General features: G+C 66.7%; 26 protein-coding genes. 9 read left to right on the top strand and 17 right to left on the bottom strand.

Going from position 1 to position 21,586, the window contains the following annotated elements; all coding sequences use genetic code 11:
• Positions 1 to 146: 146 nt before the first annotated feature.
• Entirely contained in the window at positions 147 to 299 is a 153-nt protein-coding gene (locus tag FHR22_RS00695; RefSeq protein ID WP_166937909.1) for a hypothetical protein, read from the top strand.
• A gap of 180 nt (positions 300 to 479) precedes the next feature.
• Positions 480 to 1,355 (top strand): HNH endonuclease, encoded by an 876-nt coding sequence (locus tag FHR22_RS00690; RefSeq protein ID WP_166937908.1) that lies wholly within the window; start codon positions 480 to 482, stop codon positions 1,353 to 1,355.
• A 229-nt stretch (positions 1,356 to 1,584) separates the two neighbouring features.
• Here the strand turns inward: FHR22_RS00690 and FHR22_RS00685 are convergent, their stop codons facing one another.
• On the bottom strand, positions 1,585 to 2,229 hold the full coding sequence (locus FHR22_RS00685) for a hypothetical protein (protein WP_166937906.1): 645 nt from the start codon (positions 2,227 to 2,229) through the stop codon (positions 1,585 to 1,587).
• 232 nt (positions 2,230 to 2,461) lie between these two features.
• Positions 2,462 to 3,031, bottom strand: a complete 570-nt coding sequence (locus FHR22_RS00680) for a hypothetical protein (protein WP_243853400.1) — start codon at positions 3,029 to 3,031, stop codon at positions 2,462 to 2,464.
• A gap of 85 nt (positions 3,032 to 3,116) precedes the next feature.
• On the opposite strand from FHR22_RS00680, the gene FHR22_RS00675 reads away from it, so the two are divergent.
• Positions 3,117 to 3,275 (top strand): hypothetical protein, encoded by a 159-nt coding sequence (locus FHR22_RS00675; protein ID WP_166937904.1) that lies wholly within the window; start codon positions 3,117 to 3,119, stop codon positions 3,273 to 3,275.
• Positions 3,276 to 3,303: 28 nt separating this feature from the next.
• On the opposite strand, the gene FHR22_RS00670 is transcribed toward FHR22_RS00675, so the two are convergent.
• Positions 3,304 to 4,845, bottom strand: a complete 1,542-nt coding sequence (locus FHR22_RS00670; RefSeq protein ID WP_166937902.1) for a sulfatase-like hydrolase/transferase — start codon at positions 4,843 to 4,845, stop codon at positions 3,304 to 3,306.
• A 230-nt stretch (positions 4,846 to 5,075) separates the two neighbouring features.
• Complete coding sequence (locus tag FHR22_RS00665) at positions 5,076 to 5,333, bottom strand: DUF2171 domain-containing protein (RefSeq protein ID WP_166937900.1); 258 nt, start codon at positions 5,331 to 5,333, stop codon at positions 5,076 to 5,078.
• Positions 5,334 to 5,478: 145 nt separating this feature from the next.
• Between FHR22_RS00665 and FHR22_RS00660 the strand changes: the two genes are divergently transcribed.
• Together FHR22_RS00660 and FHR22_RS00655 are read left to right on the top strand one after the other, a co-directional pair.
• Entirely contained in the window at positions 5,479 to 6,255 is a 777-nt protein-coding gene (locus FHR22_RS00660) for a hypothetical protein (RefSeq protein ID WP_166937898.1), read from the top strand.
• Between the two features lie 6 nt (positions 6,256 to 6,261).
• Positions 6,262 to 6,882: a hypothetical protein gene (locus tag FHR22_RS00655; RefSeq protein WP_166937896.1), complete on the top strand. Its 621-nt coding sequence runs from the start codon at positions 6,262 to 6,264 to the stop codon at positions 6,880 to 6,882.
• Between the two features lie 155 nt (positions 6,883 to 7,037).
• Here the strand turns inward: FHR22_RS00655 and FHR22_RS00650 are convergent, their stop codons facing one another.
• The 6 genes from FHR22_RS00650 to mnmA form a co-directional block, all read right to left on the bottom strand.
• Positions 7,038 to 7,604: a thermonuclease family protein gene (locus tag FHR22_RS00650; protein ID WP_166937894.1), complete on the bottom strand. Its 567-nt coding sequence runs from the start codon at positions 7,602 to 7,604 to the stop codon at positions 7,038 to 7,040.
• Between the two features lie 332 nt (positions 7,605 to 7,936).
• On the bottom strand, positions 7,937 to 8,248 hold the full coding sequence (locus FHR22_RS00645) for a hypothetical protein (RefSeq protein WP_166937892.1): 312 nt from the start codon (positions 8,246 to 8,248) through the stop codon (positions 7,937 to 7,939).
• 90 nt (positions 8,249 to 8,338) lie between these two features.
• Positions 8,339 to 9,031, bottom strand: a complete 693-nt coding sequence (locus tag FHR22_RS00640) for a DsbA family protein (RefSeq protein ID WP_166937890.1) — start codon at positions 9,029 to 9,031, stop codon at positions 8,339 to 8,341.
• Positions 9,032 to 9,081: 50 nt separating this feature from the next.
• Positions 9,082 to 9,216 carry a hypothetical protein gene (locus FHR22_RS22475; protein WP_279588388.1) on the bottom strand — a complete coding sequence of 45 codons (135 nt, stop codon included), beginning with the start codon at positions 9,214 to 9,216 and terminating at the stop codon, positions 9,082 to 9,084.
• 305 nt (positions 9,217 to 9,521) lie between these two features.
• Positions 9,522 to 9,953 carry a hypothetical protein gene (locus tag FHR22_RS00635; RefSeq protein ID WP_243853399.1) on the bottom strand — a complete coding sequence of 144 codons (432 nt, stop codon included), beginning with the start codon at positions 9,951 to 9,953 and terminating at the stop codon, positions 9,522 to 9,524.
• Between the two features lie 51 nt (positions 9,954 to 10,004).
• Positions 10,005 to 11,138 (bottom strand): tRNA 2-thiouridine(34) synthase MnmA, encoded by a 1,134-nt coding sequence (gene mnmA, locus FHR22_RS00630; protein WP_166937888.1) that lies wholly within the window; start codon positions 11,136 to 11,138, stop codon positions 10,005 to 10,007.
• Positions 11,139 to 11,283: 145 nt separating this feature from the next.
• On the opposite strand from mnmA, the gene FHR22_RS00625 reads away from it, so the two are divergent.
• From FHR22_RS00625 to FHR22_RS00615, 3 genes are all read left to right on the top strand, one after another.
• Positions 11,284 to 11,667, top strand: a complete 384-nt coding sequence (locus tag FHR22_RS00625; protein ID WP_166937886.1) for a hypothetical protein — start codon at positions 11,284 to 11,286, stop codon at positions 11,665 to 11,667.
• A 2-nt stretch (positions 11,668 to 11,669) separates the two neighbouring features.
• Positions 11,670 to 11,969 (top strand): CtrA inhibitor SciP, encoded by a 300-nt coding sequence (gene sciP, locus FHR22_RS00620; protein WP_166940582.1) that lies wholly within the window; start codon positions 11,670 to 11,672, stop codon positions 11,967 to 11,969.
• A gap of 194 nt (positions 11,970 to 12,163) precedes the next feature.
• Complete coding sequence (locus FHR22_RS00615; RefSeq protein ID WP_166937885.1) at positions 12,164 to 12,457, top strand: hypothetical protein; 294 nt, start codon at positions 12,164 to 12,166, stop codon at positions 12,455 to 12,457.
• Positions 12,458 to 12,690: 233 nt separating this feature from the next.
• On the opposite strand, the gene lepA is transcribed toward FHR22_RS00615, so the two are convergent.
• The 4 genes from lepA to FHR22_RS00595 all read right to left on the bottom strand — a co-directional run bounded on the left by lepA (position 12,691) and on the right by FHR22_RS00595 (position 16,941).
• The gene (gene lepA / locus FHR22_RS00610; RefSeq protein ID WP_166937883.1) at positions 12,691 to 14,514 is read right to left on the bottom strand and encodes a translation elongation factor 4; all 1,824 of its coding nucleotides are present in this window, start codon (positions 14,512 to 14,514) and stop codon (positions 12,691 to 12,693) included.
• A 362-nt stretch (positions 14,515 to 14,876) separates the two neighbouring features.
• Positions 14,877 to 15,776 carry a transposase gene (locus FHR22_RS00605; protein ID WP_208417428.1) on the bottom strand — a complete coding sequence of 300 codons (900 nt, stop codon included), beginning with the start codon at positions 15,774 to 15,776 and terminating at the stop codon, positions 14,877 to 14,879.
• On the bottom strand, positions 15,764 to 16,741 hold the full coding sequence (locus FHR22_RS00600; RefSeq protein WP_166937880.1) for a HEAT repeat domain-containing protein: 978 nt from the start codon (positions 16,739 to 16,741) through the stop codon (positions 15,764 to 15,766). Before FHR22_RS00600 ends, FHR22_RS00605 begins: the two co-directional genes overlap by 13 nt.
• Positions 16,742 to 16,794: 53 nt before the next feature.
• A complete protein-coding gene (locus FHR22_RS00595; RefSeq protein WP_166937878.1) occupies positions 16,795 to 16,941 on the bottom strand; it encodes a hypothetical protein in 147 nt (48 codons plus the stop codon).
• A 153-nt stretch (positions 16,942 to 17,094) separates the two neighbouring features.
• Between FHR22_RS00595 and FHR22_RS00590 the strand changes: the two genes are divergently transcribed.
• Positions 17,095 to 18,048 carry an LpqB family beta-propeller domain-containing protein gene (locus tag FHR22_RS00590; protein WP_166937876.1) on the top strand — a complete coding sequence of 318 codons (954 nt, stop codon included), beginning with the start codon at positions 17,095 to 17,097 and terminating at the stop codon, positions 18,046 to 18,048.
• A 195-nt stretch (positions 18,049 to 18,243) separates the two neighbouring features.
• Here the strand turns inward: FHR22_RS00590 and FHR22_RS00585 are convergent, their stop codons facing one another.
• From FHR22_RS00585 to lysA, 3 genes are read right to left on the bottom strand one after another with little or no spacing between them, the layout of a single operon-like run.
• Positions 18,244 to 19,425, bottom strand: coding sequence for an aminotransferase (locus FHR22_RS00585; protein ID WP_166937874.1), 1,182 nt, complete (start codon positions 19,423 to 19,425; stop codon positions 18,244 to 18,246).
• Positions 19,422 to 20,192, bottom strand: coding sequence for a precorrin-2 dehydrogenase/sirohydrochlorin ferrochelatase family protein (locus FHR22_RS00580; protein ID WP_166937872.1), 771 nt, complete (start codon positions 20,190 to 20,192; stop codon positions 19,422 to 19,424). Before FHR22_RS00580 ends, FHR22_RS00585 begins: the two co-directional genes overlap by 4 nt.
• Before the next feature lie 2 nt (positions 20,193 to 20,194).
• Complete coding sequence (lysA, locus tag FHR22_RS00575) at positions 20,195 to 21,454, bottom strand: diaminopimelate decarboxylase (protein ID WP_166937870.1); 1,260 nt, start codon at positions 21,452 to 21,454, stop codon at positions 20,195 to 20,197.
• Between the last annotated feature and the right edge of the window lie 132 nt (positions 21,455 to 21,586).

Genomic DNA, 21,586 nt, shown 5'->3' with positions numbered 1-21,586 from the left:
TTATTAAATTGGGATTACGGCGGAAGATTGCGTTGACAGGTGCAACGCCCCCAAATTCCCACCCCGCATACCCCCAAATCCTATTTCGCACCCCCCACCCCAAAAACCGCTGTCCTACATTATTCGGCTATGCTCCAAACTGCCGGATGAGCCAAATCACCCCCATCCCCTCGCCCGAACCGACCCCCGCCACCGCGCTCGACGCGCACGGCCATGATCCTGCCGTTTACGACCGGATCGCGGTGCTGAAAAAGCGGCGCAAGGATCGCCGATCGCGTCCGATGCACGAGAGAGGGTAGGAAGAGGGGTATGTGGTGTGACCTTTGTGACCTTCCGATCCTTTTGCCGATCAATTCGCGCTCGGCGGAGCCTGATGCGAGGCCCCTCAATTCGAATTACGATGACCGAATTACGATGACAGGTGCAACAATCCCCAATTAGCCGTCGCCTAGCCAAGGCTCATCGGCTAACCCCACCCCATGCCCGGGGTCTTCGTCCATCGCCGCGACACGCATTATGCCGACGAGCCCTATCGGCAATATCAATTCCCCAAGGCCTATCTGTCACGCGCCAGCCAGTTCGAAGGCGATTGGGCGGTCTATTATGAACCGGTAAAGGCCGGCGGCCGGGGCTTCTACGCCGTCGCCTGGGTCGAGAAGATCGTTCCCGATCCCACGCGCGAAGGCCATTATCTCGCGCTGATCAAACCCGACACCTATCTCGACTTCGCACATAATGTCCCGCGAACGATCGATGGCGCGCTTGTCGAAAGCGATCTGGCCAATGCGCAAGCGGCCGTACGCCCGCTCAGCCAGCGCGACTTTGTTCGCATCATCGACCTTGGCCTCGGCGACGACGAAAGTGCTCTGCCGCGCGTTAGTGATCCCGCCGCCCCATTGCCGCCCTCGCTTCACGATACCCAGCGTCCCTTCCGCTTCGAGCAGGAGCGCGTCCGCACCGAAAGCCTGACGTCGCGCATCGTTCGCGACCGCGTCTTCCGTACTGCCGTGCTCGCCGCTTACGACAAGCGCTGCGCAATGACCGGCCTCAAATTCATCAACGGCGGCGGCCGCGCCGAAGTCGCCGCGGCGCATATTCGCCCGGTGGCGCAAAATGGTCCCGACAGCGTCAACAACGGCCTCGCGCTCTCGGGCACCGCGCATTGGATGTTCGACCGTGGCCTGATTTCCTTGGCCGACGACCTCTCGGTCCTCGTCTCGCGGCACGTCAACGATACCGAAAGCCTCGACCGGCTGCTCCGGCCCGACCGCAAGGCGATCGCACCGCGCGACCCGGCGCTCCGCCCCCATCCGAGCTTTCTTGCATGGCATCGGGACAATATCTTCAAATTATAGGGTCGCGGTCGCCAGCCTCAATTCACCACCGACTCCATCGGAAACCCGCGCACGCCAGCGACCGCAAACATCACCGCGCCGCGCACCGGGAATTACAATGGCAGGTGCAACAATCCCCGATTGCGCTTGACCGCAATCTTGCTTCGATGCCGGGTCAGGTCCGGAGTGACGAAGGTCGCAGGGCTGAACGCGCCGCCCCCAGGCCAAAACCGGCCCACTGCCCCGGGGATCAACCGGGCGGAATCAGCGGCGGCAATTTGGAGATGTCGAACTTCAGCGTCACTTCCTGCGATATCGTCGTGGTTTTCGATTGCTTGCCGCCGATCTTGAACACCAGAAACGCGACTTCGGCGCCAAATTCTTCGCTCCGCTCGATCTCGAAGGCCGAGGTGTAGCTGAGCGGGCCGAAGCTTACCTTGGGCTCGCCCGGTTTGACCTTGTCATATTCGGCCTTGATCCCGTTGAGCAGGGTGACAAACGGATCGCCCTCCACGACGGTGACAGGTGGCGTGCCGGCGCCGCGGCCCGCCTTGGCGCTGCTCTCCAGCGCGGTACAAAAGGCCGGGACCGCGCGTCCGTCGCTGGCCGCATAGCTGAATTCAAATTCGATCGAATCGGTCGCGGTCACCGTACGGCCGCGCGATCCCGATGGGCCCAGCGTAATGCCCAGCGGCGCCACTTCCAGCCCCGCCTCGCCGCTCCGCCCCTTCGCCGTCACATTGCCCAGCGACAGCGTGACGTCGATCGTGGCGTTGCCCTGCGGGTCGGTTTTCAGCAAGTCGCGGCCGAAGTTCCGGTTCGCAAAGGTTTCGGCCAGCTCGCACTTCAGTGCGTTGACGATCGCCGCGACGGGAACCAGCGGGGGCGGCTTCATTCCTGCGCTCCGCGGCGGATCCTTGCCAGGCGCGCATCCCGCCAAAGCCAATGCCAATGAGGCGCCAGCCAGCGCCGCCCACTTCGCATATTCCATCGACAATCCCCCCTTGCGCCGCCTGGTCCGGCGAGCGCCACAGGCTTATCACCGCGCGCCGGAAACGCCGCGGGCTTTTACCGCCATAACGGTCCTATCGCCCGGCGCCCCTGCGCCGGTCCCGCCACCCCTCCCTTCAATGCACCGATGCCGAAACCGTCGCGCCCTCCGTCCGTCCCACCGCGAACATCACCCCGCCGCGCACCGCCTCGGGCGAATCTTCGAGCAGATACAGCTTCACCAGTTCGCGCGTCACCTCGCTATCGTCGTCAACGACCAGCCGCAGCGACGTGATGCCCAGCTCGCTCTTCACGATCACCACGTCGCGGATCAGCGGCAGCGGCCAGCTTTGCCCGCCGCCACGGTACAGCCGCGCGCCGTCGTGCCAGATAAAGGCATCGCGCCAACGCCAGGCGCGAAAAAAGGCGGCAAAACCAAGCAACGCCGCCGCGATCCCCGCGGTCACCAGCAGATTGCCGAACAGCAGCGCGCGCACCGCCTCGCCCGCGCCGCCGTCCCACGCGCCATGGACCTGCCGCACCGCCAGCCCCGCCGCGGCGAGCGCGCACAGCAATTGCCCCGCGAGCAGCGGCTTCGTCTTCAGCCGGCCGATCACAATCTGTCTGGAAACCGCATGCAACATCGCGGCGTACATAGGCATCGCCGCGGCGCAGCGCCAGCCGCCGCGGCGCGCCCACCGCGCCATAAGGCGGACCGCGCCCGGCAGGCGGCGAACCGATCGGGCGACTCGGCGCAGCCATGCTATGCTGCCCCGCGAAAGGAGAAAGCCGATGCAGGCCGTAACCGAAAGCGAGCGCCGCCAGGAGGTTCGCGTCCTTCTGGACCAGATTCAGGCGCATCCCGAACGCGACTGGACCAGCGCGCGCCAGCGTATCACGACGCTGAACAAGCTGATCGCGAACAAGCCGGCCGTCCCCAAGCCGCACTGACGCGGCTGGAGCGTGATGACATGACGCTCTAATTGCCGGGAAAATCGGGTCCCCCGGCCAGCGTCACATGCGTATCGCTGCCCATCGGGATCACGGTGCGCCCGAACCACACATAGCGCGCCGTCGGTCGATCGAGGTCGTTGTCGTACAGCGCCGCCGCCTTGGCCGGATCATAGCCCATCCAGCCCAGCGTCGCGGGAAAGATCTGGCTCGCCGAATGCCCGCGGCGCGGCGCGGCGGCATAGCGCGCCGCAAGCGCGTCGGGCAGGAAGGCGAGCAGCGGAATGCGAAACTCGTCGCGCACCGCCTCGCGGCTGCAATGCGGCAATGCGCCGGGGGTCAGATTCTGCCCATGGTCGGACGTATAGACGATTGCCACCGCGTCGCGGTCGACCCCCCCCAGCAGCCGCTCGAAAAAACGCGCCTTCGACCAGCCGAGCGCGGTGTCATACTGCAGCGCGACCGGGCTGTCCGCGGGGATCGCGCCCGCCGGATAATGATCGCGATACTGGAAATGCACCCCGCGCAGCACGACGAGGGTAAAGCTTTTCGCATCGTCCTTCATCGCCGCATTCACCGCGTCGGCGATCGTCCGGTCGGTGTCGATCCCGCCCGGCATCGGCCGGAAATCGTCGATCAGCGCGCGTTCGGGCTCCAGCAGCAGATTCTGCGGCGCGCCGGCCGTCTGCCCGTCGATCAGCACCGTGCGATACCCCGCGCGCTTCGCATAGGCCCAGATCGACGGTGTGCGGCGCAGGTCGATCGCGGGCGAGGCGCGGCGCACGTCGACCCCCGAACGCAGCGCGACCTGCGCCGGCGCGCTGCATTGCCCCATCGCCGCGGCGACCCCGAAATCGAGGTGCGGCACGCCGGCAAGCCGGGGCGCGATCAGCCGCGCAAACGGCGCCGCGGCGACGCTCTCGTCGATCAGCCACACGATGTGCCGCGGCGTCTTCGCCGCCGGGTCGGAGCTAAGTTCGGGCGCGGCGCGCGGCGGCGGCGGCGGCGCGGTCATCAGGTCCCAGCCGAGTCCCGGGATATTGCGCTCGGCCGCTTCGGGCCACACATCGGCGTGGCGATAGAGGGTTGCGGGCAGGAGCAGCATCGCCGCCACGCCAGCCGCGATCCCGCGCCCCCATCGCGGCGCCGCAAGGCTGCGTACCAGCCAGCGCGCTGCGGCGAACAGCGTCAGCGCCGCCGCCGCCTGCGCCCCGGCGAGCAGCAAGGGCGCGGTAAACTGGCCCGCCGCGTTGCCCGCCTGCCCGGTTTCGGCGATCATCCACGCCAGCGTCCCGCCATCGACGGGCTCGCCGACGATCCCGCTATAGCCATGGTTGACGAGGATCGACGCCCCCGCAAGCACGAGCAGCAGCGCCGCCCAGCGCCCCGGCAGCAGGACCAGCGCCGCGAACAGGATCGCCGCCTGCACGCCAAGGAACAGCATCGCGCGCACCGCGCTTTCCATGTCGCCCGCCGCGATACGGTAAAGGACATTGTGCGTCAGCTGATAGCGGTTGGCGATGGCATAGCCGGCGGCGAACAGCAGCGTCGCGGCGGCAAGCTGCAGCACGCCGCCCCGCGCCCCGCGCGGTCTGTTCCTTGTCCCCTCGGCTCCCATCGCCCGCCCTCATAGCCGCGGGGCGTTGAAAAATCACCAATAGGCCTCCCGGGGCGCGGCGAGCTCCTATGCCCGCATAAAATGGCCCGCCCCGGGGCGTCGGGGCGGGCCAGTTTCGGTGCCGGGGCGCCGGATTGCGCGGCCGGCCCTCTGGTTATCGCTTCAGCGTCGCGAAGGCGCGGTTATTCGGCTTCCTCGAACAGTTCGGCCGCATTCGCCGCGGTCGCCGACAGGCGCACCGTGTCGCCGTCGACCGACGCCACCAGGCCGGCAGGCAGGTAATGATGCTTGCCGCCCTGCCCGTCTTCCGATTGCGGACTGTCCGACTTGGTCAGCTTGATCCGTTCGCCGTCGAGATGGTCGACGGTGCCCAGATGGACGCCATCGGCGCCGACGACGTTCATATGTTCCTTGATCGCGCTATGGTCATGTTCAGCCATGGTCATTCTCCTTGGCGTTCCGCAGCAAGCCTGCGAGGACGATAGCCACCATACGCACCAAATCGGCCTTGGCTCCCTCCGGCCGACGAGCTGCCCGAAAGCCGCGCCGCTTTTCAATCGCCCGCCGACGCGCTAGCTTCCCCTTATGCGCACGCTCCTGCCCCTCGCCGCGCTCGTGCTCGCCGCCGCGCCGCTTCCCGCCCTCGCCTGCTCGGTCGTCCCGGGTTATCGCGTGCCGACCAATATCGAACTCGTCCAGCGGGCCGACGTGATTCTTCTCGGCATCGTCGAGGACGGCGATCCCGAATCCGGCAATAGCGACGAGATGATGATCCGGGTCCAGCCGGTCGAAGCGCTCAAAGGCGAATGGCCCACCGAGCCGGTCGCTCTGCCCGCGATGATCGCGACCGACGCCGAATTTTTGCTCAGCAATCCCTATGAGCTCAAGGATGCGCATCCGCAAAGCCTTGCCGGCGCCTGCAATCGCTATGCCTTCCCGCGGGGGTCCCGCGTGCTCTTCTTCCTTGATCATAGCGACGGCAGCTGGCGGCCTGTTGGCAGCCCGTTCAGCCGCTGGGCCGAGGATGTGCTGACCGACGAGGCACCCTGGCTGCAACTCGTCCGCTTCTATGTCGAGATCGCCGATCTGCCCGAGGATCAGCGCATCCGGGCGCTCTCCGCCCGCCGCGACGAATGGCGCGCGCGCGGCGACGATCCGGTCGCGCAGCTGCTCGCCGCCGACATCGACCGCCAGCTCGCCGGACCGGACGCGCCGCTGCGCGACGAATTGCCCGAAATGGCGCCCGGCGAAACCGACCAGGAAGCCGTGGATGCCGACGAAGCGATGGCGGCTGAGGCCGAAGCGGCGGCCGCCGAAGCCGAAGCGGCGGCTGAAGCCGACATCCCGCCCGGCCGGCGCTGACGCCCGATGCGGCTGCCGACTTATGTCTACAGCCTGATCTATCCGGGCTTTCTCGGCAGTTTCCTTTACGGTTCGCTGACTGCGCCCTTTCCCGACACGCTTCACGTCTGGGCCGCGATGCTGATGCTGCTCTATTTCGGCGCCCAATATGGCGAAGGCGCGATCGCCGCCTTTCCCGGCATCGACGGCAAGCCGCGCTATTTTGCACCCGAGGCGACGGTCGATCTGCTCGAAACGCTGGCGATGGCCGCGATCATGGCCGCGATCGGCGTCTTCGGCGGCGCGCCGACGGGGCTCGTCGGGCGTTTGTTCGACGCTGGCGACACGGCCGATCACTGGATCTGGATGGCGCTCGCCTTCGCACTGCCGCCGATCGCGCGCGTGGCGCTGTCGATCGTCGGGCGCCGCCCCGACCGCCAGAGCCATGATGTAAAGGCGCATAAAAGACTGACGCTCCTGTCGCTCGCCGCCGCCATCGGCGCGCTCGTCGGTCTCGTCCAGCCGGTCGGCGGACTGACGCTGATCAGCCTCGCGCTTTCGGTCTATCTATATGCCTTCATCTTCCAACCGTCGCTCGGGCGCGGCACCGTGCACGAGGCGCTGTGGGGAACACCGGGCGAGGATTAGGGTCAGGACCCTTAGGTTGTATCGACATTCGGTTCAGGGTGAGCCGAAAATGGCGATTTTTCGTGATCCGGAGCGCAGCGTACTGCAGTAGGTGAGCACCGGAAGCACGGAAAATCGTCATTTGCAGGCCGCCATGGGCTGAATGTCGATACAACCTAGCACCATGGGCTGCGGCGCCCCACCCACCGCCGCGCCAGCCCCTCGTCCACCAGCCGCTCGCCGACGCTTGTCCCGTCACGCGTCACGATACGCAGCTTGCGCCCGTGCACATCGGTGTCACGGTCGATTGCATCGAGGCTGAACGCGCCCTCGTTCAGCAGGCCCCGCAGCCGTTCGGTCGCGGCTTGACCCAGCGCCGCCTCTTCGGCGCACCGCGGCGGATGCGTTTCAGGGGTGTCGATATCCGCAATCCGGTATGTCTCGCCCGCGAACCGGAAAGTATCGCCGTCGACGACGCAGTTTTGCCCGCCCCCGCCGTGGCAAAAGCCAAAGCGCGCACGGAACTGGTCGGGCGCGGCCACTGCGACCGCACCGCTGAGAACAGACGCCCCGGCCCCGCGCGCCTGCGGGCCCTGGGTGGCCTGCAAGGCGACCAGCGTTCCCGCAAAGCCGCCCGCCATCGCCACGAACAGCCAAAGCGCGAAGCGCGTTTTGCCGGGACGGCGATACGGATGACGGACGCGCGGGTACCGGTTGTACGGATAGGGTGGACGACGAACCATGTCGGCAACCTGCCATGGCGGGGTGAGCAAAATCCCGGCGAGGCGCCTCCGCTATGGCGCACAAGCCCGCGAAACGCGTCCGCGACGGCACCATATCCGATTGAGGCATATCCGATTGAGGCGAATGAACGGCCGTCATATCGTCAAAAGATCGCCCCGCGGCATATGCGTTGGGACGGAAAGAGCGGATGTTACCGTCTTCTGCCTTCGTCGCCCCGGACTTGATCCGGGATCCCCAGCGGCGCTGAAGTCATGGACCCAGAATCAAGCCCGGGGTGACGAAGAAGAGAATGCCCGCTGCCGGCCGACAACCGCCAGGCCACTCCATGCTCTCACGGCGCGCCGCGGGGTTCGTCGTCTTCGATACCGCCTTCGCCCAGTTCGCCATCCTCATCGTCGTCGCTGCGCTCGCCGCGATACGCGTCCATGTCGATCCGCCCCGATCGCTCCATCTGGCGCATATGGTCGACCAGGTCCTGCGCATCGTCGCTTTCGTCGCCGCTCTTGACCTTGTCGCTGTCTTCCAGCCGGCGCTCGCGGCGCGCTGCCTCGGCAACGGTTTGCGCTTGCGCCTCTTCGTCCTGCTGTTCGCGGTTGAGCGCCTCCGGGGCTTCTGATTCGGGTTTGCGCGGGGTATCGGCCATGACCGGCTCCATCTCTGGGCCCGCCGGACGGAACGCGCGCGCGGGCGGTTGGGGATGACCGGAAAACGCCCCCGCTGCGCCTGCGGTTCCTCAACCGGCGGCGGCGAGAACCTTATTCTCGATGACCCGAATGAAGGCCTCGGGATCCTGGGCGCCGGGAATCAGCATCCGGCCGCCAAGGATGAAGGCGGGCACGCCGGTGATATTCTGGTCGGCCCAATAGGCTTCCTCGGTCCGCACCATCTCGCCGAACTCGCCGTTCGCCAGAATGGCGGCAGCCCGCGCACCGTCGAGCCCGACCGATGCCGCGACATCGGCCAGCACGGCATGATCCCCGACATCGCGATTGTCCGTGAAGTGCGCGCGAAACAGGCCAAGCTTCAAGGCGGTCTGGACGCCCGTCGCACTCTGTTGTTCGGGTTCCTCGAGCGCGCCCGCCCAACTGAGCAGCCGATGGGCGTCAAAACTATTGCGCATCCGGAACCCGGGCCCGCGGTTGAAGGTGAAACCCAGTTCCTCGGCGATCGCCGCCATCCGTCCGCTGTTCGCGCGGCTCTGCTCGGCGCTGATGCCATATTTGCGCATCACATGGCTGGCCGCATCCTCACCCTCGCGCGGCATGTCGGGATTGAGTTCGAACGGGTGCCATTGGACGCGGAAGTCCAGCCGGCCCGCGAAATGCGCCATCACCTGTTCGAACTTCAGCCAGCCGATGATGCACCAGGGACACATGACGTCGGATATGATATCGACGCTGAGGCGCGGCACGCGCGGTTCGGTCACGGCAAATCCTTTCGAACAGCAGGACCGGCCTGCCTTCTTTCATGGCAAACTCAGGACGAACGGCGATCCTTGCCCGATCGGCGATCGGCCTTGCGGCGTTCGCCGCCCTTGTAATCGGGATCCTGGGCGGCGCGCCGGTCTTCCGACCGCCGGTCCGGACCGCCTCGCTTGTCGTCGTCGGCCATAAACGCTCCCTCGCTCTCCAAAGGAAATCAGGTGCGACTTGCTGCCAATAGCTCATATTATCTTGGAAAAGACAAGCGGTCGCCGGGATGGCCCCATTGCGGAGGCGACGGCTTTGGGGTGGTGAGCGGACGTTTGTTTAATCAAGCCCCTCGCCTTCAGGGGAGGGGTTGGGGGTGGGGGCCATCGGCCTTGCGCAAGGTTTCGAGCTCCCACCCCAACCCCTCCCCTAAAGGGGAGGGGCTAAAGACTGTGCGTCCGCTCCCGGCCGAAACCGGTCGCTTTCACAACCCCGCCCGCAGACAGCTCAATGCACCGTATCCACTGATGCCTCACCCGATCCAGCGGCAGCTTGCGGCCGCGACAGCACCCACCAGCTGCCGATCATCAACGCGACGGTCAGCGCCTCGATGATCATCGCCTGGATAATGCCCGTATTGACCGGATCGCCGCTCGCCACGCCGAACAAGCGGCCGACGAGCGCGGTCCCGTAAAGCGCGGCGGGCACGAGCAGCGCGCGCAGCCAGCCCGGCACCAGTGCGCCGAGCGCCGCGGCGCCCGCCGCGACGAGGAAAAAGGCCGACAGGTCGGCACGGATCGTGTTGGTCGCGGGGCCCTCGACCAATATGCCGAATGTTTCGGTATAGCTGGCGGGATCGAGCAGCCCCCGCGCCCCGACGATGACGAAAAACAGCGCCCACAGCAGGACGGCACCGCGCAAGACCCAATTGACCATCATTCTTCTCCCCAATCTGTCCGCAGGCTGCGGCATCGGGGACGAAAGTTCAATCTATTCCGCCGCGAAGGTCGCCTCGATCCACCCGCCGCCGAGCACCCGGCTTTCGTCGGCGGCATCATAGAGCACCGCCGCCTGCCCCGGCGCGACGCCATATTCGGGCGCCGCGAAAATCAGCCTGTCGCCCGCGACGCGCGCCGGCACCGGCCGCGCCATGCTGCGCACCTTCGCCAGCACGTCGCGGCCCTCGACATCGCCAAGCCAATTGGCCTCGCCAAGCTGCGCGCCCGACACCGCAAGCGCGCGCCGCGGGCCGACCACGACCTGCTTCGCTGCGGCGTCGAGCCGCACGACATAGAGCGGCTCGGCCTGCCCGCCGATGTCGATCCCGCGCCGCTGGCCGACGGTATAATGGATCAGCCCCCTGTGGGCGCCCAGCACCGTCCCGTCGACATGGACGATCTCGCCCTGGTCGTCGGCATCGGGACGCAGTTTGCGTACCAGCGTCGCATAATCGCCGTCGGGAACGAAGCAGATGTCCTGGCTGTCGGGCTTGGCGGCGACGCCCAGCCCCAGCTCGCGGGCGATCTCGCGCACCACGCTCTTTTCCAGCCCGCCCAGGGGGAAGCGCAGGAAATCCAGCTGTTCCTGCGTCGTCGCGAACAGGAAATAGCTCTGGTCGCGCGCCGGGTCGACCGCGCGGTGCAGTTCGGCCCCCGCAGGCCCCATCACGCGCCGGACATAATGGCCGGTCGCGAGGCAATCGGCACCCAGGTCCTTCGCAAGCTGGAACAAGTCGGTGAACTTCACCCCCATATTGCAGCGGACGCATGGGATCGGCGTCCGTCCCGCCAGATATTCGTCGGCAAACTGGTCGATCACCGTGTCGCGAAAGCGGCTTTCATGATCGTGGACATGGTGTGCGAAGCCCAGCCGGTCGGCGACCGCGCGCGCGTCGCGAATATCCTGCCCCGCGCAGCAGGCGCCGACGCGCTTCGCCTTTGCGCCATGGTCGTACAGCTGCAACGTGACGCCGATCACCTCGGCGCCCGATCGCGCTGCCAGCGCGGCGACGACGCTCGAATCGACCCCGCCCGACATCGCGACGACGATTCGCCGATCCTTGAGCGGCGCGCCGAGCTGAAAGTCGCCCTGAACAAGTCCGGGAGGGGAAATTACCGTGGCCATGATCCGCGCCATCTAGGGATGCGGACGCAAAAATGCCAGCTTTTCCGCCGCGCCTGTCAAAATGTTGACGGGGGTTAAGCTTCGCTAACAAGCTCTGAAATGGGCATTTACTGGACCTTAGCTGGTCTTCGCTAATACGAGTCGCATGAACATCGCCCCGTCCGATCTTCCGCGCCTTACGGGTGCTTCCAGCCTGTCGAACCCCGGTTTCGACATCATCTTGGCCGTTTCGAGCGCGCGCCAGGCGATGCTGCCGACGGTGCGGATGCTGCGGACGCGATCGAATCGCGAATCGCACACCGCGATGCTTGGCGCGCTCCGCCATTATCTGGGTGCGGCGACAGCGACCGAGGAACGAAATGCATCACGACCCGTTCGATTCTTCGATCTGTCGCATGATGTGAACGCCTTGCCCGAAACTATGAACAACCTGTTTACCAGAGGATTTCAGCCGATGTTGAATCCCTCTGCTCCACAACGGTCGGCGTCGGTCAACCCGATCCCCCCCGACGTTGAAACGATGGAATGAACATGATTGAAAACCAGAAAATCCGGCCCGCACAGGTCATCGGCCCCCTTGGGGAGCCGCTGACGCTCGACTCGCTGCCGCCGCCCACCACCACGCGCTGGGTCGTCCGCCGCAAGGCCGAGGTCGTCGCGGCGGTCAACGGCGGTCTCCTGACCGTCGATGAAGCCTGCGAGCGTTACGGCCTGACGCTCGAGGAATTCGCGAGCTGGCAGCGGTCGATCGACCGCAGCGGCATGCCCGGACTGCGCGTGACGCGCATCCAGCACTACCGCGACCTCTATGAGCGCCAGCAGCGCTTCTGACGCGGCAAGACGCGACGAACGATCGAAGAGGGCGCCCCGGCGCCCTCTTTTTGTGTGTGCCCCGCTTTCTATCCCGCTAACCCACTAAATTCCATCGTGAAAATTGCGGCGCTTGGGTGCGAATGACAAATATATTGCAACTCTGGCGTTCACCCCGCGTTAAGCCCCCGAGTCAACTTTGGGAGTCACTCGATATGCGCAAGTTTGTTATCGCCCTCGCCGCCACCTCAGCCCTCGCGCTCGGCGCGTGCCAGAGCCCGGCGGCCGACAAGGTCGAAGATCAGGCGGAGGCCCAGGCCGACGCCATCGACGATCAGGCAGACGCGATGCCCGCCGGCCCGGCGAAGGAAGCCATGGAAAACAAGGCTGACGTCGTCGAGGAAAAGGGCGAGGAAAAGGCCAACGCCATGGACGACAATGGCGAGATCGCTCCGTCGGAAAGCGGCATCGGCGACACGCAGGCCCCGCCGCCGCCCGCGAAGAAATAACCTTCCACCCCTCGCCCGAGGGGCCGGAAGCGGGGCGCCGCAGGCTTGTCCGCGGCGCCCTTTTTCGTGCGTGCCGCAGCGCTGTGATCGCGATCACCACCGCTGCGCGCCGCGCCTGCTAATCGCATTGGCGTGGAGGCGGAGCGATCTTCTGCAGCACCGGGTCCACACCCCACCCTCCCGTCACCGCGTGTGGACCGCGGCGGCGGGAGGGACCAGAATGAGGATCGGGGTCAGGCGTCGTCGCCCATGCGCAGCGCCGCGATGAAGGCTTCCTGCGGAATATTCACATTGCCATATTCGCGCATCCGCTTTTTGCCTTCCTTCTGCTTTTCCAGCAGCTTTTTCTTGCGGGTTGCGTCGCCGCCATAGCATTTGGCGGTCACGTCCTTGCGCAGCGCGGCGATGGTTTCGCGGGCGATCACCTTGCCGCCGATCGCGGCCTGGATCGGGATCTTGAACATATGGCGCGGGATCAGGTCCTTCAGCCGCTCGCACATCCCGCGGCCGCGGCTTTCCGCCGAGCCGCGGTGGACGATCATCGAGAGCGCGTCGACCGGCTCGTTGTTGACGAGGATGCTCATCTTGACAAGGTCGCCGGGGCGGTGGCCGATCTGGTGATAGTCGAAGCTGGCGTAACCGCGGCTGATGCTCTTCAGCCGGTCATAGAAATCGAACACCACTTCGTTGAGCGGCAGTTCATAGGTGATCTGCGCACGCCCGCCCACATAGGTCAGATTCTTCTGTACCCCGCGGCGGTCCTGACACAGCTTCAGGATCGGGCCGAGATAGTCGTCGGGAACGTAAATCACCGCCTCGATCCACGGCTCCTGAATCTCGTCGATGCGGTTCGGATCGGGCATGTCGGCGGGGTTGTGGAGTTCAATCTCCTTCGCCGCCTCATTCTTGGTGTGGCCGAGCTTCAGCTTGTACACCACCGACGGCGCGGTGGTGATCAGGTCGAGGTCATATTCGCGGGTCAGCCGCTCCTGAATGATCTCCAGATGGAGCAGGCCGAGGAAACCGCAGCGGAAGCCGAAGCCGAGCGCCGCCGAGCTTTCCATCTCGAAACTGAACGACGCATCGTTGAGGCGGAGCTTCTGGATACTCTCGCGCAGCTTTTCGAAGTCGTTGGCATCGGTCGGAAACAGGCCGCAGAACACGACCGGCTGGACTTCCTTGAACCCCGGCAGCGGCGCCGCGGCGGGTTTCTTGGCGTCGGTGACCGTGTCGCCAACGCGCGCCTGCGCGACGTCCTTGATCTGCGCGGTGATGAAGCCGATCTCGCCGGCGCCGATCTCGGTCAGTTCCTCGCGCTTCGGCGTGAAACAGCCGACGCGGTCGATGAGGTGGGTGGTGCCCGCCTGCATGAACTTGATCTGCTGGCCTTTTTTCAGCACGCCGTCGACGACGCGGACAAGGATGACGACGCCCAGATAGGGATCGTACCAGCTGTCGACGAGCATCGCGAGCAAGGGCGCCGCAACGTCGCCCTTCGGCGGCGGAATTTTCGTGACGATCGCTTCGAGCGCTTCCTCGATCCCGATACCGGCCTTCGCGGAGGCGAGCACCGCCTCGTCGGCGGGCAGGCCGATGATATCCTCGATCTCGGCCTTCACCTTGTCGACGTCGGCCGCGGGCAGGTCGATCTTGTTGATCACCGGCACGATCTCATGATCATGCTCGATCGACTGATAGACGTTGGCGAGCGTCTGCGCCTCCACCCCCTGCGCGGCGTCGACGACGAGCAAAGCGCCCTCGCACGCCGCGAGCGACCGTGACACCTCATAAGCGAAGTCGACGTGGCCCGGCGTGTCCATCAGGTTGAGCTCATAGGTCTCGCCGTCCTTCGCGGTATATTTCAGGCGCACCGTCTGCGCCTTGATCGTGATCCCGCGCTCCTTTTCGATGTCCATATTATCAAGGACTTGCGCCGACATCTCGCGCGCGGTCAGTCCGCCGGTGAACTGGATCAGCCGGTCGGCGAGCGTCGACTTGCCATGATCGATGTGCGCGATGATGGAGAAGTTGCGGATATGCGAAAGCGGAGTTGTCATGGCGGCCCGTTAGCAGCGGAAAGCCGCGCTGTCAGCAAGGACCGACGTGCGCGTTAGTTGCCGTTCCCCTTTTTCGTCACCCCGGACTTGATCCGGGGTCCCGCTTGATGCCGAAACTGCCGGCGCCCCCCAAAAAAAGCGGGATCCCGGGTCAAGCCCGGGATGACGAGGGGAGAGAATGGGAAGCGGTCGTTCCCCGGATTGCTCTCTCCCCTTCAGGGGAGAGATACGGAGGCTTGCCGTGTCCCCCTCTCCCAACCCTCTCCCCTGAAGGGGAGAGGGCTATATGTCCCCTCCCCACCCCCAAACCGGCCATTCTTCCGCCGGCTGTGCAATCGATGCAAGCCGCGCCGCGCCTGTGATCAAAGCGCCAGCCAGCGCCGGCAATCGTCGCGCACCCGTGCATCCGTATCTGCCACGCCGCGCTCCAGCACCGCGGCCCTTTCCGTTCCCCCGGCCAGCGCCGCGAGCGCCGCGATCGCGTTGGCGCGCACCCTTGGCACCGGATGCGCTCCGGCGAACTGTTCGGCGATGTCGCGGCCGTTTTCGGTCAAATGCACCGCGCAGCGCAGCAGCATTTCGCCGGGGGTCAGCGTCGGGCGCCTCACGATGGTGCCGCGTCCGCCCGTTTTCCGGCCAAGATCGACGATATATTGGTCGCGCCAGGGGATATGTTCGCCCTCGTCCATGATGTTGAGGCTGACCGACAGGCTTTCGGGCGGCAACTGGCTGTGGATGTCGCGGTGGGCGCGGTAGAGCATCATCTTGCCTTCATCGAGGGTGCTGCGCTCGACAAATTTAAGGTTCAGCGGCTCGCCGAGCCGGCCGTCGACAGCTTCGGGATCATAATCATAATAGTCGCTGACATAGCCGGGGCCGAAATAGCCGGTGGTCAGGAAATGGAAATTATGGTCGTGCGGCAGGCCATAGGCGAAGGCGGTGGGGCCGCTGGCGGCATAGGCCGCGTCGCGCTCCGCGGGCCACATATTGGCGCGGAGAAAATAGCCGCGCGGGCTGCGGTGAAGCAGGAAGACCTGCGCCGAATAGCGGTTGGTTTCAAGCTGATCCTTGTAGCTTGCCTTGAGCTCGGCAAGGACGCGGTCGGCAAGGAAGTCGCGGTTACGCGCCAGCCCGGCGAGCAAGCCGGTGCAGCGCGCGAGGCTGGCTTCGTCGGCGAGATTGACGCCGCTCTCGTCAAGGCGCGCCGCGACCTCCTCAAGATCGAGGACGCAGCCGGCGGGCGGATCGATCAGGCGGGGCATGGCGCGGATTCTTTCGTGAAAAACGCGAGCGTCGCGGCGGCGGCGCGGCGCACTTCGGGATGCGGATCCGACGCCGCCATGTGCGCGAGATGCGGATGCGCGGCGGCGGGATCGAGCGCGACGAGTTCGCGCATCGCATGCCAGCGCGCGGCGAAATCCTCGCTCGCGGTTTCGGCGGCGAAGAGCGGCGTCGCGTCGGTGCGGCCGAACGCCCCGAGCAGCGCGAGCGCCATGCCGCGAAAGCTGCTGTCGCGGCGCGATGCCGAAACATGGACAAGGCGGCCACTGCCAACGTCATAGGCGCGAACGGGGAGCGGCGACGGCGGCTGGACCGCCATTTCGAGCATCAGCACATCGCCGCTGCCGCCGGTCAGCGAAATCGCTTCCTGCGCGGTGTCGAGGCTCAACGTCTCGCCGGTCACGAGGGGGCGCGGCCTACCGGTGATGCACGGACTTGCGGCGGCGGCGGTGAAGCCGCCCGCCTCCTCCGCCGCCGTCACCGCGACATGATGGAAGCGAACTGCGGCGCCGCCCGTGGCGAGGATGCGGAGGCGCACGCGGCCGGGCGCGAAAAGCGCAAGCGCGGCTTCTTCCCCGCCGCCGGCTTCGACGGGCCGAACCAGCAATGTGAGCCGGACCGGACCGGCCTCGGCGAGCAACAGCCCCCCGAACGCGCCGCCGCCGACGGGGCGCAAGGGCGGACGCGCGAAGTCATCGCCGGCGAGCAGGTCGAGCGCTTGCCCAAGGCGGCCCTCCAGCCAGCGCGTGTCGCCCAGCCAAGGCGCGAACGCGGCGATCGCCTGTTCGGGCGGCAGATCCGCAACCGCGCGGATCGCGGCGCGCACGCCGGCCGGCGCGTCGTCCTCCGCTTTCCAGCGTTCGGCCAGCGTCGTCGCGGCAGCGCGCATCCGCTGGCGACGGGGCAGATCGGCGACGGGGAAATGGTCGTGACGCGAAGCGGTCATGGCGTTGCCCCCAAAGGATGCGCGGGCGGAAACGGGCCGCCCGCGCATCCCCCTCAATCGTGGATGATCAGGACGACCGTGACGGTCACTTCGAAAACCGACGATCCCGGTCTCGTCTGCGCGACGAGCGAACCGAACAAGCCGACCGCAGTATCGAGCAGCGGCAGTGCGTTGATGTCGATCGATGGCAGGCCCATCATTCCCTCCCCTCTGAACGGCGGCGGAACGTGCCGCCACGGGAGAGCTATGACGGTCGCCGGGCCGCGCCTAATTAACAGAACGTAATCCATGCGCGCTTGCCTGACGGGATCCCCGCTGTACGCTGCCCCCCCGTAACAACCGGGAGTCCCGTCATGCGCCGCGCCCTCGCCATCCTTCTGTCCCCGCTGCTGCTGTCCGCCGCACCTGCCGCAGCCGAGACCTTGCTGGTCGGCAACAAGAGCGAGGACACGCTGAGCGTCATCGGGCTCGATTCGGGCGCGGAGCTGGCGCGGCTGCCTACCGGCAAGATGCCGCATGAGATCGCGATTTCTCCCGACGGCAAGCGGGCGGCGGTGGTCGCCTATGGCGGGACGACGATCGACATTTTCGACGTCGCGGCGCGCACGAAGGTCAAGACGATCGACCTCAGCCCGAACCAGCGCCCGCACGGGCTGCTGTGGCTGTCCGACGGGCGGCTCGTCGCGACGGCCGAGGGCAGCGAATCGATCGCGGTGGTTGCGCCCGACGGCACGGTCACCTCGATCGCCACCGGGCAGAAGGGATCGCATATGGTCGTCGTCGCGCCCGGCAACCGCACCGCCTATGTCGCGAACATCGGATCGGGAACGGTGAGCGTGCTGGACCTCGCGGACGCAAAGAAGCTGCGCGACCTTCCCGTCGGCGGCAAGCCCGAAGGGCTGGCGCTGGCGAAGGGCGGCCGCGAACTGTGGGTCGGCGACCTGTCGGCGCCGCGGGTGCAGATCTGGGATACGGCAGCCGCCGAAAAAATCGCCGAGCAGCCCGTCGACCCGGTCGCGATCCGCGTCCTCGCCAGCCCCGATGGCAAGCTGATCGCGACGAGCAATATCGCGTCGGGAACGATCAGCCTGTTCGACGCCGGAACGCGCGCGCTGCTACGCACGATCATCGTCTCGGGCGACGAGGCCAAGGGTCAGGTAACATTGTTGTTCAGCGCCGATTCGAAGCGGCTCTATGCGGCCGAAACGGGGCACGACCAGGTCGCCGAGATCGACGTCGCGAGCGGCAAGCTGCTGCGCCGGATCGCCGCGGGCAAGAATGGCGACGGACTGGCGATCGCGCCTTAGGACGGGTTGTAGCGAGAGGTGGGTTGGCGGTTTTCGGCCGGTTGCGGACGCTAGCCAAATAACCGTCGCCCCCGCGAAGGCGGGGGCCGCAATCGGCCGAGCGCAAGGTTGCCAGCGGCCCCCGCCTTCGCGGGGGCGACGGTTATGGATGGTTAGCGAACGTCCGCTCCCCACCCCAAAGCCGCCACTCAATCATCAACCCGTTGCCTGCTCCCGCGCCAGCATATCCCGAAACACCGCCAGCCGCCGCACCGCCTCGTCCAGTGTCGTGCCATCCTTGGCGAAGCAGAGGCGCACGATGTGGCGCGGGCCGTCGCCTTCGAACAGCGCCGAAACCGGGATCGACGCGACCCCCGCTTCGCGCACCGCACGTTCGCTGAATTCGCGATCCTCCAGCGCGATCCCCGACGCGGCGAGGTCGACGCACAGGAACCAGGTCGCCGCATTCGGCAGGACGGCGAAACCGGCGCGATCGAGCGCATCGGCGAGATACCGCCGCGCTGCCGCCCAGTTGCCGCGCTGCGCGGCGAACCAGTCGTCGGCATAGCCCAGCCCCTCGACAACCGCCCATTGCAGCGCCGGCGGCGTGGTGAAGGTCAGGAACTGGTGCGCGCGGCCAAGCGGCGTCGCGAGCGCGGGCGCCGCGATCAGCCAGCCGACCTTCCAGCCGGTCAGGCCGAAAATCTTGCCCGCCGAGCCGATCTTGACCGCCCGCTCCGCCATGCCGGGGAAGGACAGGAGCGACCGGTGGCAAGCACCGTCGAAGCGGACATCCTCCCAGACCTCGTCGCAGATCGCGACCAGATCGTGGCGCACGCAGATGGCGGCGATCATCGCGAGTTCGGCCTCGCTCGCCACCGTTCCCGCCGGGTTGAGCGGGTCGTTGAGCATCAGCACGCGGGTGCGCGGGGTGATCGCGGCCGCGAGCGCCGCCGCATCATAGCGCCAGCCGGGCGGTTCGAGCGCGACCGATACCGGCACGCCCCCGGCGCGGCGCACCGTCGGCGCATAGCTGTCGTAAGCGGGCTGGAACAGGATCACCTCGTCGCCCGGCCCGACGAAGGCAAACAGCGCGGCGGCGAGCGCCTCGGTCGCGCCCGAGGTCACGATCACCTGTTCGGGCGCCAGCGCGAGCCCCTGCCGCCGGCCGTAAAAGCGGCAAATCGCGTCGCGCAGTTCGGGAAGGCCGAAGGCGGGCGGATATTGATTCGACTTTTCGGCGAGCGCGCGCGCCGCTGCGGCGATCAGGTCGGGATGCGGTGCTTCGTCGGGGAAACCCTGGCCGAGGTTGATCGCATCATGCGCGCGGGCCAGCCCGGACATATGTTCGAAGATCGTCGGCGCCATCGCGGCGTAGAGCGGATGCGCCGCGGTCATGGCAGGGAAAGCCAGAGCGACAGGCCCGGCGGCGCTTCGGCCGGGGGCGCATCGGCGATATGGCGAACCGCGTCGGCGCGCGCGCGATCGAGGATCGCGGCAGGCGTCGCCGCCGGGTGAAAGATATGGTCGGCCTCGCCGAGCAGCCGTGCCGCGCGCAGGCTGAGCTCGTCGGGGTCGGCGCTCGCCAGCCGGATCGTTTCAAGGCGCGATGCCGCCGCTTCGGCCGCGCCGGTCAGCCACGCGCCGACCTTGTCCGCCGCACCGGCGTCGAGCGGATCGAGCGCACCGCCGCTCGCAAGCGCCGCATCGATCGCGCGGCGGCGGTCGGCGGCGGCAGGCCAGCGCGCCTTCATCGCAGCGCGCGCGGCCTGCAGCGCCGCCGCAAGCGCGCCGAGCCGCGCGGGCAGCAATGCCTCGATCCGCTGGCGCACCGCTTTCGCCAGCCCCGCCGACGCGCCGCCGGTGCCGATCGCGATCGTCACCGGCGCGCGGTCGACGATCGCGGGGGTGGTGAAATCGCAGAGGTCAGGGCGGTCGACGACATTGACGAGCAGGCCGTAGGCGCGCAGCATCTGCGCCGCCGCACGCGCCTGATCGTCATCGTCGAGCGCGACGAAGGCGATCGTCGCACCCTCCTCCCACGCCGGCACGATCCGCCCGCCGGCGCGGACGATCAGCCGCGCCTTGGCATCGGCCGCCTCCCCTTCCCCGACCAGCACGGCCGTGCGGCCGGCGAGGTTGAGGAAGATGGGAAGCTGCTCCATCGTCAGTCGATCCAGTCCGGAACGCGCTCGGCGGCCATGATCGTTCCCGCGGCGATGCGGTCGGCGACGATGACATAGCGGTCGCCATCGACGAGCACCTCGGGAACCAGACTGCGGCTGTTGTAGGTCGACGCCATCGTCGCGCCATAGGCGCCCGCGGTGCGGAAAACGGCGAGGTCGCCGGCCTCGACCTTGTCGGTCACCCGGTCGCGCGCGAAGGTATCGCCCGTCTCGCACACCGGGCCGACGATCGCAGCGGTCATCGTTTCGCCGGTCGGCCGCACCGCGACGAAATCATGATAGGCGTCGTAGAGCGCCGGACGCGCGAGGTCGTTCATCGCGGCGTCGACGATGACGAACGGGTTCGTCGCGCCCGGCTTGACCCACAGCACTTCGGTCAGCAGCACGCCGGTGTTGCCCGCGATCACGCGGCCGGGTTCGAACATCAAGGTGACGTCCCAATCCTTCGTCACCCGCGCGACCATCGCGCCATACTCAGCCGGGCTCGGCGGATTGTCGTCGGGCTTGTACGGGACGCCAAGACCGCCGCCGAGGTCGACGTGGGTGATGCTGTGCCCCGCGGCGCGGAGATCCGCGACGAGCCGCCCGACGCGTTCGAACGCCGCCTCGAGCGGGTCGAGGCTGGTGAGCTGGCTGCCGATATGCAGCGCGATGCCGCGCATCTGAAGGCCGGGCAGCCCCGCCAGCCGCCCGAAGATTTCGGGGGCGACGTCGATGCCGACACCGAACTTGTTTTCCGCCTTGCCGGTCGAAATCTTCGCATGCGTCCCCGCATCGACATCGGGATTGACGCGAAGCACCGCGCGCGCGGTCATTTCCTTGGCGAGCGCGATTTCGGCGAGCGCGACGCCTTCGGGTTCATGTTCGATGTTGAACTGGCCGATGCCGCGATCGAGGCCCTGCGCCAGTTCGGCCCGCGTCTTGCCGACGCCCGAAAAGACGATGTCTTCGGCCGCCATGCCGGCCGCGAGCGCGCGTTCGAGTTCGCCGCCCGATACGACGTCGGCACCATAGCCCTGCCGGGCAAGGACGCGGAGCACGCCAAGGTTGGGGTTGCACTTGATCGCAAAGGCGATGTGCTTCTTCGGAATGCCGCTGAGCGCATCGCGAAACACCTGCGCATGGCGTTCGAGCGTCGCGCGCGAATAGACATAGACGGGGGTGCCGATTTCCTCGGCAATCCGCGGCAAGGGAATGTCTTCGGCGTGGAGAACGCCGTTACGGTATGCAAAATGATCCACAGTCAGATCCTGTTCTTTATGAGCCGTTCGCCCTGAGCTTGTCGAAGGGCCCCGCTTCTTGTTTCCGGCGTTCAGGGAAGAACGGTGCTTCGGCACGCTCAGCACTTGCGGAAAAATAGACGGTCCTTGAGA

It is taken from the genome of Sphingopyxis panaciterrae (genome assembly GCF_011762125.1).
Taxonomy (GTDB): Bacteria; Pseudomonadota; Alphaproteobacteria; order Sphingomonadales; family Sphingomonadaceae; genus Sphingopyxis; species Sphingopyxis panaciterrae.
Note: the sequence above shows the minus strand (reverse complement) of the source record. Positions and strands in the feature narration are given on the sequence as shown.

Coding starts and splice junctions, on each gene's coding strand:
- FHR22_RS00695 (WP_166937909.1), top strand. CDS start 147: ATGAGCCAAATCACCCCCATCCCCTCGCCCGAACCGACCCCCGCCACC.
- FHR22_RS00690 (WP_166937908.1), top strand. CDS start 480: ATGCCCGGGGTCTTCGTCCATCGCCGCGACACGCATTATGCCGACGAG.
- FHR22_RS00685 (WP_166937906.1), bottom strand. CDS start 2,229: ATGAAGCCGCCCCCGCTGGTTCCCGTCGCGGCGATCGTCAACGCACTG.
- FHR22_RS00680 (WP_243853400.1), bottom strand. CDS start 3,031: ATGGCGCGGTGGGCGCGCCGCGGCGGCTGGCGCTGCGCCGCGGCGATG.
- FHR22_RS00675 (WP_166937904.1), top strand. CDS start 3,117: ATGCAGGCCGTAACCGAAAGCGAGCGCCGCCAGGAGGTTCGCGTCCTT.
- FHR22_RS00665 (WP_166937900.1), bottom strand. CDS start 5,333: ATGGCTGAACATGACCATAGCGCGATCAAGGAACATATGAACGTCGTC.
- FHR22_RS00660 (WP_166937898.1), top strand. CDS start 5,479: ATGCGCACGCTCCTGCCCCTCGCCGCGCTCGTGCTCGCCGCCGCGCCG.
- FHR22_RS00655 (WP_166937896.1), top strand. CDS start 6,262: ATGCGGCTGCCGACTTATGTCTACAGCCTGATCTATCCGGGCTTTCTC.
- FHR22_RS00650 (WP_166937894.1), bottom strand. CDS start 7,604: ATGGTTCGTCGTCCACCCTATCCGTACAACCGGTACCCGCGCGTCCGT.
- FHR22_RS00645 (WP_166937892.1), bottom strand. CDS start 8,248: ATGGCCGATACCCCGCGCAAACCCGAATCAGAAGCCCCGGAGGCGCTC.
- FHR22_RS22475 (WP_279588388.1), bottom strand. CDS start 9,216: ATGGCCGACGACGACAAGCGAGGCGGTCCGGACCGGCGGTCGGAAGAC.
- FHR22_RS00635 (WP_243853399.1), bottom strand. CDS start 9,953: ATGATGGTCAATTGGGTCTTGCGCGGTGCCGTCCTGCTGTGGGCGCTG.
- mnmA (WP_166937888.1), bottom strand. CDS start 11,138: ATGGCCACGGTAATTTCCCCTCCCGGACTTGTTCAGGGCGACTTTCAG.
- FHR22_RS00625 (WP_166937886.1), top strand. CDS start 11,284: ATGAACATCGCCCCGTCCGATCTTCCGCGCCTTACGGGTGCTTCCAGC.
- sciP (WP_166940582.1), top strand. CDS start 11,670: ATGATTGAAAACCAGAAAATCCGGCCCGCACAGGTCATCGGCCCCCTT.
- FHR22_RS00615 (WP_166937885.1), top strand. CDS start 12,164: ATGCGCAAGTTTGTTATCGCCCTCGCCGCCACCTCAGCCCTCGCGCTC.
- lepA (WP_166937883.1), bottom strand. CDS start 14,514: ATGACAACTCCGCTTTCGCATATCCGCAACTTCTCCATCATCGCGCAC.
- FHR22_RS00605 (WP_208417428.1), bottom strand. CDS start 15,776: ATGCCCCGCCTGATCGATCCGCCCGCCGGCTGCGTCCTCGATCTTGAG.
- FHR22_RS00600 (WP_166937880.1), bottom strand. CDS start 16,741: ATGACCGCTTCGCGTCACGACCATTTCCCCGTCGCCGATCTGCCCCGT.
- FHR22_RS00595 (WP_166937878.1), bottom strand. CDS start 16,941: ATGATGGGCCTGCCATCGATCGACATCAACGCACTGCCGCTGCTCGAT.
- FHR22_RS00590 (WP_166937876.1), top strand. CDS start 17,095: ATGCGCCGCGCCCTCGCCATCCTTCTGTCCCCGCTGCTGCTGTCCGCC.
- FHR22_RS00585 (WP_166937874.1), bottom strand. CDS start 19,425: ATGACCGCGGCGCATCCGCTCTACGCCGCGATGGCGCCGACGATCTTC.
- FHR22_RS00580 (WP_166937872.1), bottom strand. CDS start 20,192: ATGGAGCAGCTTCCCATCTTCCTCAACCTCGCCGGCCGCACGGCCGTG.